9 protein-coding genes are annotated in these 16,653 nt (G+C 49.2%); all 9 read left to right on the top strand.

Going from position 1 to position 16,653, the window contains the following annotated elements; all coding sequences use genetic code 11:
- The first annotated feature begins 5 nt into the window (after positions 1 to 5).
- The 9 genes from MHI24_RS13840 (at position 6) to MHI24_RS13800 (ending at position 16,558) form a co-directional block, all read left to right on the top strand.
- On the top strand, positions 6 to 764 hold the full coding sequence (locus MHI24_RS13840; protein WP_340026168.1) for a WecB/TagA/CpsF family glycosyltransferase: 759 nt from the start codon (positions 6 to 8) through the stop codon (positions 762 to 764).
- 113 nt (positions 765 to 877) lie between these two features.
- Positions 878 to 2,005: an MraY family glycosyltransferase gene (locus MHI24_RS13835; RefSeq protein WP_340026167.1), complete on the top strand. Its 1,128-nt coding sequence runs from the start codon at positions 878 to 880 to the stop codon at positions 2,003 to 2,005.
- A 186-nt stretch (positions 2,006 to 2,191) separates the two neighbouring features.
- Positions 2,192 to 5,839, top strand: a complete 3,648-nt coding sequence (locus MHI24_RS13830) for an S-layer homology domain-containing protein (protein ID WP_340026166.1) — start codon at positions 2,192 to 2,194, stop codon at positions 5,837 to 5,839.
- A 248-nt stretch (positions 5,840 to 6,087) separates the two neighbouring features.
- Entirely contained in the window at positions 6,088 to 6,354 is a 267-nt protein-coding gene (locus MHI24_RS13825; protein ID WP_340026164.1) for a hypothetical protein, read from the top strand.
- 579 nt (positions 6,355 to 6,933) lie between these two features.
- Positions 6,934 to 9,795, top strand: a complete 2,862-nt coding sequence (locus tag MHI24_RS13820; protein WP_340026163.1) for a hypothetical protein — start codon at positions 6,934 to 6,936, stop codon at positions 9,793 to 9,795.
- 102 nt (positions 9,796 to 9,897) lie between these two features.
- The gene (locus MHI24_RS13815) at positions 9,898 to 10,449 is read left to right on the top strand and encodes a hypothetical protein (protein WP_340026685.1); all 552 of its coding nucleotides are present in this window, start codon (positions 9,898 to 9,900) and stop codon (positions 10,447 to 10,449) included.
- Positions 10,450 to 10,638: 189 nt separating this feature from the next.
- Positions 10,639 to 10,911, top strand: a complete 273-nt coding sequence (locus MHI24_RS13810; RefSeq protein WP_340026162.1) for an alpha/beta-type small acid-soluble spore protein — start codon at positions 10,639 to 10,641, stop codon at positions 10,909 to 10,911.
- A gap of 208 nt (positions 10,912 to 11,119) precedes the next feature.
- Positions 11,120 to 12,322: a methionine adenosyltransferase gene (gene metK / locus MHI24_RS13805; protein WP_340026161.1), complete on the top strand. Its 1,203-nt coding sequence runs from the start codon at positions 11,120 to 11,122 to the stop codon at positions 12,320 to 12,322.
- A gap of 198 nt (positions 12,323 to 12,520) precedes the next feature.
- On the top strand, positions 12,521 to 16,558 hold the full coding sequence (locus MHI24_RS13800) for an Ig-like domain-containing protein (RefSeq protein WP_340026159.1): 4,038 nt from the start codon (positions 12,521 to 12,523) through the stop codon (positions 16,556 to 16,558).
- Positions 16,559 to 16,653: the final 95 nt, after the last annotated feature.

The raw sequence follows: 16,653 nt of genomic DNA, 5'->3' as shown, positions 1-16,653 counted from the left end.
GATTAGTGAGAGCAGATAGTAAATTGCCGACAGTGCCTATTTTTGGCATACGGGTGTCGAAGGTGGATATGAAGGCGACGGTCTCCTATTTGACGGATGCAGTCCTGCGGCGTGAGCCGCACCAGGTCATCACGGCGAATCCGATTATGGTCATGGCGGCGCTGGAGAATCCGTCTTATATGGAGATTATGAAATCCGCAGAGCTGGTAGTTCCTGACGGAACCGGCGTGGTGTGGGCAGCGGAATATTGCCGTGAGCCTGTAGCCGAGCGGGTGGCCGGTTTTGATCTTTTACATGAATTATTACATCAGGGTGAAAGCTATAACTGGAGAGTATATTTGCTCGGCTCCACCCCTGAGGTGATTCGCGAGACGGCTTCCCGGTTACAAACAAGATATCCCGGTATTGTTATCGCAGGATATCATGACGGGTACTTTGGTCTGGAAGAGGATGAGCGGATCATCAGCGGCATCCTTGAAGCGAAGCCTGATCTGCTCTTTGTCGCCAGAGGCGCGGACAGCCAGGAGCCATGGATCGCCAAATATAAGTCCCGGCTGCAGATTCCGGTTATGATGGGTGTCGGCGGCAGCTTTGATGTGATCTCCGGCAAGAGCCGGCGTGCTCCAGCAGCGTTCCAGAAATTAAGGGCAGAATGGTTATATAGGCTGATTAAGGAACCCACACGGTACAAAAGAATGCTTGCGCTGCCGAAATTTGCAGTAAAAGTAATGCGAGAGAAAGATAAAGTAACAAAAGAACAGTGAAATGGGGATATTTACTGAAAAAATCCGTGTAACAGCCTAAAAACAGTATTGGAATTTGTTTTTGGTTCAGCGTATAATTCAATGCGGTAGAGAAATGGGGGTCGACTTGACTAATGTTAATCATATACATCGCCGGATTTATTGTGTGCATGGGGCTTGCACTGCTTTTGACACCGCTCGTGAAGAGATTTGCTGTGAAGATCGGTGCGACGGATACGCCCAATGCCCGTAAAGTGCATACGAAGATCATGCCCCGCCTCGGCGGACTCGGCATCTTTCTGGCGTTTGTGTTAGGCCTGCTTGCCGTATTACCGATTATTCCGTATGAATTCACTCCGCGTGAATCGGGCTTCATCAAAGCGCTGCTGTGCGGCGGCGGACTGATTGTGCTGATCGGTGCACTGGACGACCGGTTTGAGCTGTCAGCCAAGGTGAAGCTGTTGGGCCAGATTGCCGCAGCCTGCATCGTTGTGTTCGGGTTCGGCATCACGGTTGACTTCGTAAATATTCCTTTTCATAATAGTTATTCCTCGCTGGAGAGCTGGATTGCAATCCCGCTGACCATCTTCTGGATTGTCGGTGTCACGAACGCCGTGAACCTGATTGACGGTCTGGACGGGCTGGCTGCCGGTGTATCCGGTATCGCGATTGCTACCATTGCTGTAATGGCCTTCCTGATGGGGAACACCATGGTTGCCCTGCTGTGCCTGCTGCTTCTGGGAAGTATTCTCGGCTTCCTGTTCTTCAACTTCCACCCGGCGAAGATTTTCATGGGCGACACCGGCTCTCTGTTCCTGGGCTTCTGCCTGGCGCTGCTGGCGCTGCTTGGCTTCAAACAGATTGCCGTGGTTTCGTTTATCACACCGCTCCTGATTATCGGGGTGCCGCTCTCGGATACCTTCTTCGCTATTGTACGGCGCAAGCTGCAGAAGAAGCCGATCTTCGCGCCTGACAAGGGTCATCTTCATCACTGTCTGCGTGAACTGGGCTTCAGCCACCGCCAGACGGTACTGATCATTTACGGCATCGCCGCTTTCTTCGGTATCCTGGCTGTCATTCAGACCTCCGCTTCGCTGTACGAAGCCAACTGGGTTACCTTTGTAGTCATCTGTGTGATGCTCTTCTTCCTGCAGATTGGTGCAGAGATCACGGGTGTCATCAGCAAGACCAAACGTCCGGTAATTGACTTGTTCCTGAGAATGCGGATGAAGCTCGATCCTGAGCGCAGCTCCAAATCTTAGAATGAACATCTGCCATTATCCATTCTAAATTGCATGATACTTCTAACCTTACTCCACTGGAGTAAGGTTTTTTGTTTTTTTGCTAATTATTAGTCAATCCTTGTCCGATAAAAATAGAGAGTTGGTTAAGACGCGGAATGCTGCACAGGCCGACAATACACCAAATAGCAGTAGGAGGTTTCTTACGTGAAGAAAAGATTGAAGGCGATAGGCGGTATGTTCATGGCAGTAGTGATGCTGCTGTCCACACTTTCGTCAGCAGGCGCTGTATATGCGGAGGATGCTCCGGCAGGGCAATACTTCCAGTTCACCAAGTTCAGTACAGACAAGGCTGCCCCAACTTCAGTAAATACAAGCACGGTTGACGTGGAAGGTACGTTCAATGGGGTTTCTGCCGACAGCATTTATTACAAGGTAGACGGGATCGTGAACGGCAATGACGTGCCGGGAGCAAGCGGCGCCGATGTGAAGCCGATCATAGAGAACGAGAAATTCTTCCGTTTTCCAAATGTGAAGCTAAGCCAGGGTCTCAACCGGATCACCATTTACGGGACAACCGCGACAGGAAGTCTGGCCAGTGGTGAGGCCTATGTTAATTTCTCCAACGTGCCGGCCATTTATAATATTGCTCTACCCGATGGCACCTTGCTAAGTGAGAATACACCTGCGATGGTTAATACTGCGGGACTGACACTCACGCTCGAAGCCCCTAATGCTACCGAGGTGATGGTCAACAACACCAAGATGTTTAACGGCGGCAGCAGTACCTTTGTCATTGCCGACCTCCCGTTGACGGCGGGGCTTAACAAGCTGACCTTTGTTGCAACTACAGATTCGGGAACACGCACTTACGCGGTAACACGCGAAGTGGTATATGCGCCGATTGATAAGGGGACGCCGAACAAAACCACAATCGGCTCTTACGCACTGGATGCGGGGAAGGTAGTATCCCCGACAGGTGCAGATACTCAGGTTACTGGTAAATTATCCGGCTCCATTACCTTTAGAGTGGCTGAGGATACAGCGACGCCGCCTCTTTCGAATTTAACTTTTAGCATCAAGAATACCACTACCGGTAACAGTGTACCTATCACGAATAATGAAGCTACGGTTATCGGTAGTGGAGCTAAATCGGGAGAGTTCATCACCTTTAAATATACCAGTGCTGATGATGTCACTATTTCAACTAATGGTAAATATGTGATTACCTTCAGCACTAACAATGGAACCTATGACGGCAAGGGTATCAATCCGCTAGATTTCACTTACCGTAATGCGAATGATCCTTCCATTACTGAGGTCGAGCAGCTTTACAGTCCATCAGGGAGTACTACGATTACGTATTCTTCATCAGGCGTATTCACTGGAAACTCCAACCTGTTTGAGCTTCCTTTGTGGCTGATGGTGAAGACCAGCGAGACCGCAACAGCTCCGGATAATCTGGAGATCAGCTCTTACCAGAATGGCACCAAGGTTTCCTCACGTTTTGTTGTGGATGGGAATACAATGAAGACCTCACAAGGGTATAGAGTATTTAAGATTACGGGTATGCCTTCAGGGGAACAGACTCTGCAGATTGATTTGAAGAAAAACGGGTTGGTTATTGATACGAGAGTATTATCCGTTAATTATGTCTCAGCCCCGTTTATCGATGTGTCTAATATTTACAATAACCAGGTATTTAAATACGCAGCTGATTTCAGTGCCATTAAGGGACGATTGGTGAACTTCCCTGCTGCTGACAAAGCATCAGTTAAAATTACTGTTAATGGTACAACAGTTACTCCAACGATTGCGGATGATGATTTTAGTTACACGATTACTAATAATGCCGCTGGTATTTCGATGGTTTCAGGCCCGAACAAAATTGCCATTACAGGTGTGGCAAATGGTGTTCCGGTATCAACGAATCTTACGGTTTATTTCTTCCCGGATAATGCTCCTAATATTAATGGCGCTGCTCCATATCCGGTAGGTCAGACTACAGATCCGGACAAGTTATTTATTAAGAATTCAGACCTGAATTATACAACCAACCAATCTACTGCGGATATCCGTTTTGTTGCTAGCAACGCTACCCAGGTTGTTGTTATGAAGGACGGCAAACAGTATGCTGTGGCTGATTATAAAACGGACAATACTAATAATGGATCATGGACTACACAGTCGGCCTATTTGACAGTACCTACTACTAAAGATGGCGAATTTATCATTAAAAACCAGGAGCTGCCGACAACAGGCCTGCAGACCTTTGTAATCACAGGGAGATTGGGAACGGCCGCTGTTACCCAGACGCTGCTGATTACCCGTGAGGTGCCTCCTTACAGCATTCTGTCACCTAAGCTTCCTAATGAGGGCATTATCAAACAGAATTTCCTTGATGTCAGCATTCAGGCAGAAGGGGCAACGAGCATTCTGATTGGCAAGGAAGCTATGGTCAAGGGCAACAAGGACATCTTCCGTCTGGAGCTTAAGGGTCTGAAGAAAGGTAAGAACACCATTAAGTTCACCGTAACAACAGGGACAACCAAAACCAACGGTTCCTTTGATGTGACCTACTCGGATGAAGTGCTGCAAGGCTCACAGCTCAAGACGACGCTGAACTCCTCCGGTAAGCTGACCGCCTTCCAGAATGCAGTCAGCATTGTATTCCCCAAAGGAACGATGCTGCGGGATGCTACCCCGGCACCAGGGACGACCAATACAAGACAGATCAATCTGTTCAACGATCAGTATATCCTGCTCGGCATTGCCGATAAACAGGATGGACGTACCGTGAAGCAGTACAATCCGGTGGGCGAGTTCGACGGTACAAGCTATCAGGACGGCAAGCTGGTTGAGGTGCCTGCCAGCAGCTTGGCCGCTGCCTACATGACCCCTAAGCTTCACTACGGGTATGCATCCAATCTGTATTGGATTGACCCGGGGTATTTCGTATCGGCGAATTCAATCAATGACTACTCAACCGTAGTGGCTTCCCATCCATATAAGAAAGGCAATGAGTCCTTCCTTGGGCATATGGGCAGATGGATGGAGCCTACACAGCAAGGGAAGATCACGCTGAAATATGATCCGAGTATTGTTAATGCGGCAACCTCCAATATTTCTGTATGGAAGAATGTCGACGGAACCTGGTACAACATGGGCGGGGTAGTGAATACCGGCAGTAAGACGATTACAGCTACCTTTGACGGCTTCGGATACTATACAGTAATGAGTCTGCGTTACAGCTATGACGATATTGTCTCCCACACCTATGCGCGCAGCGAGCTGGAGACCGTGCTGTCCAGAGGCATTATGAATGCCAAGGATGCGAACGAGTTCGGCGTATATGAGAATGTGACCCGTGGTGAGTTCGCTACCATGCTGGTTAAGATTATGGGGATACAGCTGGATTATGAACCTAATAATCTGACCTTCTCCGATGTGGTGAGATACAGCGATTACCACTGGGATTACCGTTACATCGAGACAGCGGTCCGCAAAGGGATTATCCGGGGAACGGCACCAAGAATCTTCTCGCCTAACCGTACACTCTCCAGAGAAGATGCGGCGGTAATGATCGCCCGGGCCATGAGCCTCAAGCTGGGCGACAATGCTAAAGATCTGGCGGCTCTCCAGAAGCTCTTTACGGATACCGGCTCGATTGTATCAGTGTACTCAGCACCATCTATCCTGGCCGCCTACAAGGCCGGTGTAATGTCGGGGATTGAGAACAAGCTGGTAGCGGGACAGAAGAAAGCGACCTTCCGCTTCGATCCGCAGGCTAATTTCACCAGAGCGGACGCGGCAGTGATGGCAAAGCGGATTATGGCTAAGATGAAGAGACTATAGAGAATTACATTTATATATGAAGCAAAAAAAGCCTCCAACTCCCCGTCCACGGGAGGGAGGCTTGTCTTTTACATTTTCCAAATACAAATCTTTGAATTGTGTGTAACTTTGCGTTACAATGACCTAAGAAGCTGTAAGCACAAACATTTAATGCAAGAAGGAGAAAGCTATCGATGAAACCGATTTTATCTAAGGCGCAATTGGATTACATGAAAGCAAAGAATATGTTTGAGAATAGAGCAAAGGTTATGGAAAAGGAAATTGCGGCTAAACGTGCTGTAATGGAGATTACTCAGGAAGTGATGGAAGAGCTGGTTCAAGCTACTGGCTTCCATGACGCCTACAACGATCTGGTGATCGCTGAGAACGCCTTGATCGAGTGGTCCCATTCCACAATCAAGCATGAGAAGAGCTACCGCGAGAACCGTGCCGCCATTGATGCTATGTATGAGAACGTGAATTCAAGCCCTGAGAAACGCCAGGAGCTAATCCAGCTCTCCATGAAGATCCGCTAATTATGAATATAACAGAGGAAGGCTGCCGGGGTTACCGGCAGCCTTTTAATTTGCTGGTTACCGCCCAAGCGTGTTAATCTTTATATGTAGTGGGTAATTACTTATTAGCTCAAACGGTGTACCCATATATATCCTTTATAATAGGTAATAAGTGCTGTTAAACTTAACAAATTTTGCTTAATGACGTCCAGAAAGTGTCTATGCTATACTGATTCCCGTAGCCACCCAACATTAACAATAGTTAGTAGAGCATACATATTGTATCTTCTAGAGATCTAGGGCCGGGATACATCAGGTTCAAAAAAGTTTTTTCAACCAAAGCGCAACTTTTTCAAAACTATTGCGTTTAAGGTGTAGAGTCACTTGCACAAGGCAGTAGCGGAGCGGTCAGCAGGCAGCCTGCATTGCCAAATGGAAAAATTAAGCTTTACGTGACTAGAGGCACATTGTATAATACTTAGGTAGAATTAGGAATCTAGTATTACTATGCCTTGAGACTGTTTACGAGTTTCTGTGATACCCGTCACAGACATTATTTATACTTAATATGCTCAACTCGGGAAAGGGGGTGCTCGACAAATGAGTGATATGAGCTACACAACTAAAGAAAATTCCCAGTTTATGAATGTCCAAGGAGGAGAAAAAAAGGTTATGAAGAAAATTTTATCCGTAGCATTGTCTACAGCAATGGCATTCTCGATGTTTGCCTCTGTAGCATTTGGTGAAACAGCACAAGCAACACCTGAGCAAGCATTCAACGCTCTGGCAGCAAAAGGTATTCTGAACGGATACCCAGATGGTAAGGCTCACCTTGAAAAGGATCTGACTCGCGCAGAATTCGCTAAGATCGTTACTAAACTGTTCGGTCTTCAAGAAGTAACTGGCAAGCTGACTTACAGCGATAAAGGCTACACAGCTTCTAACTGGGCTGTTCCTTATATCGAAGCCGTTACTGCAGCAGGATTGATGCAGGGTCAAGATACTGTTAAAGGTATCTTCAACTACAACGGTAAAGTAACTGTTGAAGAAGTTGCAACTGTACTGTTCCGTGCTCTGAAGCTGGAACAGCCTACTACAACTGACAACAATGCATCTGCATGGGCTAAAGGCTTTGTGCAAGCAGTAATCAACGAAGGTCTGATTGCTCAGAGTGTTAACTTCAAAGGCAATGCTGACCGTGCTCTGGTAGTTCAAACTGCATATGCTGTTGATCAGATGGGTAGCCAGCCTACTTTGACTGTAGCTTCTGCTGAAGCAGTAAGCCCAACCAAAGTAGTTGTAACATTCTCTGACAAAACTACTGCAACTGTTGAACTGACAACTGCTCTGGTAGCAGGCGTTGAAACAACAATCAACTTCAAACACCTTGAAAAGGACTACACTGCAAAAGTAACTCTGCAGGCTCCTAAGGTTGTATCTGTAGAAGCTCCAAACTCGAAGCAAGTGGTTGTTAAATTCAATCGTCAGATTTCCGAGGATTCCATTGTATCTGATGGTAAATTGATTGATGATGTTGTCAAAGTTGTGAAGGTATCGACAACTGCGAATGTGGTTGATGGTGCTGAGGTTGTATTTAACAGCGATGGTACTCAGGCTACTCTTACTGTTCCAGGCGAAGTTAACTACCTTAAAGGTCAATACACTGTAGTGGTTAGCAAAGATGTTAGAACTACAGCGAATGAAGAAGTTCCTGCCTTCACTGATCTGATTAATGTTGCTGACGTTGTAGCTCCAACAGTAACTTCTGTTACGGCTGTTGCTAAGTCGACAACTAATAAGGTTTATGTGAAATTCAGCGAACCTACTAAGCTTTCTGGTCTGATTGCTTATGTGAACGGTGCTGCTGCAAGTGTAGCTCGTGACACTTATGATTCCTTCATTTTGACTACTGGTACCTTGACAAGTGGCCAAACTTATGATGTGTCCCTGACAAATGTTTCTGACTTCGCTGGTAATGTTGCTACTCCAAACCCAGTTAAAACAAGTGTAACTGTGTCTTCTGATGTTAATGCTCCTGTAATCAAGAGCGTAACTCCAGTTGGCGATCGTTATGTTGAAGTGGTATTCGACAAGAAAGTTAACCGCGATTCTCTCGTAGGTAACGTTCGTTTGCTGGATGCTAATGGCGAAAGCAAAGGCGTGTTCTCCATTGAAAACACTTCTGACAGTGCAACAGTTACTTTGAGATCACCACTGGGCTCAATGGCCACTAGCACTTTCACTGGTTCCATCTTGTTCGGAGCAAATGTTAAGGATACCATTGGTAATACTCTGGGTACTCCTGTAACCCAAGCTATTACTTTCACAAAGGACACAGTGGCTCCAACAGTAACTGGCGTGACTTACTCAAGCAGAGGTCTTGTTGTCAAGTTCTCTGAGAAAGTACTGTCCCCAGCTGCAGGTAAAACTTTGACACTGATCAATGATTCTACTGGTGGTATTACAACCACTATTCCTTCGGGTAGCGGCGTGCTTTCCAGCGATAAGAAGAGCGTGACTTACCAAGTGGATAAAGGATTTACTGGTGCGCATACATTGCGTATTCCTGAAGGCTTGGTAACAGATGATTCCTTCGCTAAGAATTCATTAGCAGCGACTGTACTGTCTCTGACTGGATCTTCAGCTTCAGCTGATGACAAGGCTCCAGTAATTTACAAAGTAGAGCACAATGACAGCACGCTTAGCAACAGCACTGTTACAGTTTATGTATATGCTAGTGACGAAAATGGTCTGAATGTTTCTAGCTTGAGAGATCCTAACAGCTACACTCTCGATAGCAAGGCTCTCCCTTCAGATGCATATGTAACTATCAAGACTCTGAAAGGTCCAAATACTGCTCCAACTGATGCAGTTGCAGAAGTGCAGTTCTCAGGATCTGCTATCAGCGAAACTAAGAATTATGACTTTGTTGCTAGCGGTATTGCTGATACTGCAGGTAACGGTGTAGTGGCATCTACTACAAAGATCAGCCTGACAGACAGAGTTAAACCAACATTTAAATCTGCTGCTGTAGCTGCAAATGATGGTAAGTCCCTGATTCTTGAATTCTCCGAGAAAATCAAGAACTTGGCAACTGACTCAGAAGACGCTGGAACTTTGAGTGCTTCTAACTTTGAGTTCAGAATCAACAATGTACTGGTTGATGATTCAGAGGTTGTTATGGGTAACCGCATCGCATCTGGTACAGACTTGAACAAATACTATGTATCGTTCAATGTTAAAGCTGGTAAGTACCAAGGTTCTGATGTTCTCTTCTTCGGAAGCGAAATTAATTCTAACGGAAGTAACATCGTTGCTTATGTGAAGGATGCTACTGCCGGCAAGCTTGATCTCAGTTCAAACTTTATCAACACTATAACTGTCAAGGTTAAAGACAGTTCTAAGATTGTTGATATCACTGGTAACCCAATTGTTACTGGCGCAGAACAGAGTGGTAAGTAATATCAGCTTCCTCAACGAAGCAAAGAATAGCCTCTTCGGAGGCTATTCTTTTTTTATAGCCATTCATCCGAATATGAGGAGGAATTACTCTTGAACAAAGGCATGAAAGTGTCCCTGTCGGCAGTGCTGTTAGCAGGTGGTCTGTGGGCAGGCTCGCTGTTGAATATTACGGCTGAAGGAGCCGGTGTCGGATCGCAGCCGGGAACGGCAGACGATCCGGTGGTGACCAAGAGTTATGTGGATCAACAGATTCAGAAGGCCTTACAGGGCGGGAATGTTAGTGCACCGACCCAGGCCCCAAGCACAACCACTGCACCAGCAGCCACTGCGGCACCTACGAAGGCGCCAGCTTCTGGGACAGGCGATACAGGCACGGCAGGGAACGCCAGTGAGATTGTCGATGTGAAGCCAGGGCAGACTTTGATTGCTAGTGCCGGAGCTGAGTTTATTGTCCGTGCCGGCAAGGCTGTTATTTATTCACAGGACACCAATGGAGTTGCTGATTTGACAGATGGTGTCGATTTAGCTAACGGAGCAGCAGCACCAACCAATCATTTGTTGTCGTTCCCCCGGGATGGCCGCGGGATTACTGTCGCAAATGGTCAAACTTTAGGACTTGTTGTCATGGTCCGTGGCGGATATACGCTGAAATAACGCCATAGTTCACCACAATTTTCACGTTTTCAGCATTCTCTTCCTAATAATAAGTTTGCCCTTTCTTTGTAATATGATACATCCGGCACTCATTCCCACAGATGACAAACATTAAGCCGACTGAGGGCTCTGCACTTGGTACACAATATTACCTGTAATCATTAAAAAAATTGCAGGAGGTGCTGTAACATGGCACGAACAAATCGTACTGTTGTACCTGAGAGCCGGGCAATGCTGAAACAAATGCAATATGAAATTGCTTCTGAATTCGGATTATACGGAGCTTCTTATGGCGGTGGGATGGATACGGAGTTTGCTTCTGAGCTGGGGATGACGGGTGGTTCCGGGACCTCTGGAAGTACTCCTTATCTGGGACATTTAAGCTCCAGAGATAATGGTTCTGTAGGCGGAGAAATTACAAAGAGGTTGATCAGGCAGGCGGAGCAGTCTCTTTTCACATAAGCTGCCTTCAATTGACAGCAACCGGTAAATACGATAATATGACCATTGAGGAAGGCCGTAGACCTTTTCCATCCGGAGAAGGTTCATTTTTTTGAATAAAACAGGCAAACAGCTAATAGTATTTATTCTACTTCATATATTTGGCCTGTTATCTGCGAGGGAGCCCCCTTGAACAGCGTCAGATCAACCATTTGGGAGGTTATTGTAAATGTCGATCAAAGGGCGTCATCTGTTTACATCTGAGTCCGTAACGGAGGGACACCCCGATAAAATCTGTGATCAGATATCCGACGCGGTACTCGATGCATTTCTTGCTAACGATCCTAATGCCCGTGTAGCTTGTGAGGTAGCTGTTGCAACAGGTCTCGTACTTGTTATCGGGGAAATTAGCACCAAGTCTGAATATGTGGATATTCCAGCTATTGTACGTAATACGATTAAGGAAATCGGCTATACCCGCGCTAAATTCGGCTTCGACTATAATACCTGCGCTGTACTCAGCTCGTTGAATGAACAGTCCGCAGATATTGCCCAGGGAGTGAATGCCGCACTGGAGCATCGTGATCCTGCACTCGTGGCTGAGGAGACAGCTAACATCGGCGCCGGTGACCAAGGGCTGATGTTCGGGTTCGCAACCAACGAGACACCGGAGCTGATGCCGCTTCCGATTGCTTTGTCCCACCGGATCGCCCGCCGTCTGGCGGAAGTCCGTAAGAATGGGACCCTGAATTATTTGCGCCCGGATGGCAAAACTCAGGTAACCATCGAATACCAGGATGATACGCCGGTGCGCGTGGATACCATTGTAGTCTCTACCCAACATGCCGAAGATATTACACTGGAGCAGATTCAGGCAGATATTAAGGAGCATGTCATCCTTCCGGTAGTTCCAGCCGAGCTGCTTGATGAAGCTACGAAATATTTCATTAATCCTACAGGCCGTTTCGTCATTGGTGGACCTCAAGGAGATGCCGGTCTGACTGGACGCAAGATTATTGTCGATACATACGGCGGATATGCCCGTCATGGCGGCGGAGCCTTTTCCGGCAAAGATCCAACCAAGGTGGACCGTTCTGCAGCCTACGCTGCGCGTTATGTAGCCAAGAACCTGGTGGCTGCCGGTCTGGCCGACAAATGTGAAATCCAGCTGGCCTATGCGATTGGTGTAGCTACGCCTGTGTCGATCAACGTAGATACCTATGGAACCGGCAAAATCAGCGAAGAGAAGCTGGTGCAACTGATCAGCAGCAACTTTGACCTGCGTCCGGCGGGAATCATCTCGATGCTTGATTTGCGTAAGCCTATCTACAGACAAACCGCAGCGTATGGTCATTTTGGCCGGACCGATGTGGATCTTCCATGGGAACGCGTAGATAAAGCAGAATTGCTAAAATCCCAAGCGGGTCTATAAGAAGCATCTAAGCTGGCATTATTAATATTTAACTCAGCCCAGGCAACAGTTTATCCTGTATAGGATGCCGTTGTATGGGCTTTTTTATGCTCTGGATATGGCTGTGTTGATACCAGCTTCTAAACTTTGGAAGCCCTTTAGCCGAAATATAACAGTATACAAGAAATGCTGGTAAGGCTGAAAGGAGCTTTTACAAGGATGCATAAGAAAGTAAGAATAGGAACGGCCATGGTGATTGCAGGCAGTCTGTTGCTGGGTCTGGGCAGTCCGGTTATCGGTATACATACATCTGCGGTATACGCCGCTTCGGAATTCGGGATCAATTACTCTCCAGGCAATGGGGCGACGCTGGTGAATGTGGGGGCTTCGCTGGGGTTAAGCTTTGACCGGCAGGTAATCCCGCAGTCCGGAAAAATCACGATCACCGACGTGAACGCTGATAAGGTTTTTACAGAGATAGCGATTGGTACGGCGGGCCTGATCGGCAACTCTACAAGCTATGAAATCAAGCTGGGCGCAAGTCTCAGGTATGCTCCATATACTACATACAGTGTAAGTGTGCCCAAAGGACTTTTTAAGGACAGCGCCGGCAATGAATCCGCAGCGACAAGCTGGAAGTTCACGACGGCTCCTGAGGTTAATCCGGCCATTACCGCAAGCAGCCTGTCTCCTGCTCCCAATTCAAGGGTAGATGCCGGGGGATTAACCCAGTTGAGTATACGCCTGTCCGGCAGCTTGAGTGCTGGAGGCGGTACGGTTAAGCTGCTGTCCTCGGCAGATAACTCGGTTATCCAGGAATTTGCGGTCAGAGAAGGTGAAGCCGGTGTGGCGCTGGAGAAGGGAGATGCCTCCACTGTGATTACTCTAACGCTCGCGAACAAGCTGCCTGCCGGCGGGAATTATTATGTGCTGATTGACCCCTATGCCTTCAAAGACGCGAATAATACAACCTTCCAGGGCATATCCAGCGGCAGTGGCTGGAGCTTCTCAACGATTGGTACAGGCACGATTGCCGTATCCCCTGCTCCGGCTAACGCTTCCACCGGGGCATCGGCCAGCGGGGCGATTAAGCTGTATTTTGACCGTCCGGTAAGTCCGGCTTCCGGCTCCATCTCTGTCTCCCCGGGGACGCCGGATGACTCCAGAACGAGATGGCTGAATGTGAATTCGACGAGTGTTACCGGTGGAGGAAGCACCGTGATTACACTGCTGCCGGCCTCGGCCGCTGCACCGCTTCTGAATGGTACATTGTATACGGTGACGATTCCGCAGGGCGCCTTCTATGACCAGGACGGCCATGTTTTTCCGGCTTCCGGCCCGTATTCGTGGACGTTCACCACAGCCTCGGCCTCAAGTCTGTCTATAGCGGGACTCTCCCCGGCAGACCGCAGCGAATCCGTGGAGCTCACAAGGTCCATTGCGCTCACTTTTAACCGGGATGCTGTCTACAACGGCAATGTTAACAACGGAGTCATTCTCTACAAAAGCAATGGCTCTAAGGTGGCAGCGACAGTACAGCAGGGAGGTTCGGCAAAGGAATTCCTGATTAAGCCGGGCGCCGCCCTGGAATCCGACACAATCTACTATATTGATGTCGCCAAAGGAGCGTTCACTGACGCAGCCGATCCTAACGTGCAGTATGAAGGATTAAGCGGCACCCGGTCCTGGAGCTTCCGCACGGTGGCTGTAGATAAGACCCCGCCTGTGCTTGCAGGTGCTGTACTGGACAACAACCGGACGATTCGCCTGAAATACAATGAGACACTGAATTCCTCAGTCGCCCTGCTGGCGTCCAGCTTCACGGTAACCGTCAATGATGAGACCCGGGCGGTCGAGAGTGCCTCCATACAAGGCGACAGTGTATACGTAGTCCTCGGTACAGGGGTGGCTGTAGGCCAGATTGTCAAAATCAGCTATACCGGCGGTGTACGCACCATTCAGGATACCAGCGGGAATGCGGCGGCTACCTTTGCCGGCCAGCAGATTACGAACAGCATCGAATCGGCTCTGCCTACACCGAAGGAAGGCAGAATCACAGGGCGGACGGTAGCCTTGACCTTCAACGATACGCTCAAAGCGGTATCCACTTACGCCCGTGATCAGTTTGTGGTCACTACAGACGGTTATTCCCTTGGAGTGAATTCGATTAGCGCAAGCGGCAACACCGTCTATCTGACAGTGAACACGGAGGCGGGAAGTTCAGAATCGGTGCGGGTATCGTATTATGCGGGCTCGTATCCGCTCGTCAGCTCGCTGGGGCAGAATATTGCCAACTTCACTGATTTCCATATCCGCAACAGCAGGGACAATGTGCCCCCGGTGTTCCAGAATGCGACGGGTGGCGGGAAGAGCCTGGTCATGAATTACAATGAAGGGCTGTCGGACAGCAATCTGCCGATGAACAGCCAGTTCTCTGTACTGGTTGGGGGCACGCCCAACTATGTTACGAATGTTGCGGTGAACGGGAGCACGGTAAAATTGACGCTACAGAACAACCTCGTTCCCGGGCAGACGGTTACGGTCTCCTATGTGCCGGGGGCCAAGGGTCTCAGCGATCTGAACGGGAACCGTGCCGCTTATGTGGATCTGCAGCCGGTCGAGCTGAGCGACATCGCCGTACCTGAGATCACCAGCGCCACGGTGACAGGCAATGAACTGACGGTGAATTTTGTGCAGAATATGGTGACTTCTTCCGCACTTAGCACCTCCCAATTTACGGTCCGCTTGAACGGCAGCAACACACTGGTTCAGAGCTATACCCTGACCGGATCGGTGCTTAAGCTCATGCTGGCTGAGTCTGCGGCAAGCGGACAGACGGTGGACTTATCGTACACAACCAGCGCTTCCTTCATTAAGGACCTGAACGGCAACGCGCTCGCTTCGTTCTCGCTGCTGCCGGTGAAGAACCTGACGGGAGTCACGGCGGCAGTATCCGGCGATGCGAACAGGCCGTCTTATCTGGGGACGCTGGAGGCAAGCGAATTCGGGGACGCCCTTCCGCTGCTGAAGAGTGATTCCGCAGTGGCCGCGGCAGACCGTTCCATTTACAGCCAGGATATCAAAAGATACAGCCTGAGTGCCGATAGACTCTCCGCCAGCTATGTCTATTTGAATACCCAGGCGGCTGGAGCGCTGGTGTTCGAGGTGCCTGCTACCGAACTGGCCGCCTACGTTACGGTGCCGCTGCAGCCGCTTATGGATGCATTCAACCGCAATAAGGCTTCCTCCTTCGGCATCCGATACGGGGATCAGATATTCAGTGTTGACCTTGGCAAAATAGACCTGAACGGCATAGTAGCCAGCCTCAACACAACCGGCAGCAATATATCGCTGACCTACCGCATCGAGAAGATGCCGTCAGAAGCATTCGCTCCATTCGCGCAAAGGCTGCAGACGCAGGGGCTTACGAGCATTACTCCGCTGGCTGACCTGCGGCTGGCTGCGGCGGTGACAGGGAATTACGCCAATGAGAATGCGCTTAGTTTGCCCGGGAAGTATATAGTCCGCACCACAAGCCCCATGAACATCGAATCGGCTTCTGTGGCCCGGCTGGACCTGTCGTACTACGACGCAGCGTATCTGCCGACAACCAGCATAACCAAAGGGGCATATAAGGTGATGCGGGCGTTGACGAGCGGCAATCAGATTGTGGGCGCATTCAGCTCTACGCGTTCTTTTGCCGACATGGCTGTGCACTGGAGCAATACGGCTGTTGCCGAGCTGGCAGCCAAGAATATCATCGACAGCAGCTACGGCAGCCAGTATAAGCCAGATCAGGCGATTACCCGCGGAGAGTTCGCGGTGATGCTGAGCAGAGGACTGGGGCTGGCCGGAGACAGCCTGACCGCGCAGCGCTTCTCGGATGTGCAGGCGTCCACCCAGACCGGTAATTATATCGGTGCGGCCGCGAAGGCCGGAATTATTAACGGGAATACGGACGGGACGTTCCGCGCAGAGGATAAGATTACCCGTGAGCAGATGGCCATTATGATGGTGAGGGCGCTGGAGTATACGGGACAGCCGGTGGCGCTTAGCGCCTCCGCGATCGATACGCTCAGTCCGTTCAAGGACCGTGCGAAGGTCCTCAGCCAAAGTATAGAATTTGTCGCCAAGGCGGTCAAAGCGGGCATTATTCAAGGCATCAGCACCACTGAGTTCCAGCCGCAGGGCAATGCCACCAGAGGGCAGGCGGCGGTCATGCTGCACCGGATGCTGAAGACGGCCGGTTATCTGTAAGAGGCGTTAGATAAGAGTAAGCAGGAGCATCCGGCACGATTGCCGGGTGCTCTTTTTTGCATGTCCTGACAATGGGACAGACTTCGTTAAATCTA

The organism is Paenibacillus sp. FSL K6-1096 (assembly GCF_037977055.1).
Taxonomy (GTDB): Bacteria; Bacillota; Bacilli; order Paenibacillales; family Paenibacillaceae; genus Paenibacillus_AQ.
The sequence above is the reverse complement of the archived record's forward strand: the minus strand, read 5'-3'. Positions and strand labels throughout refer to the sequence as shown.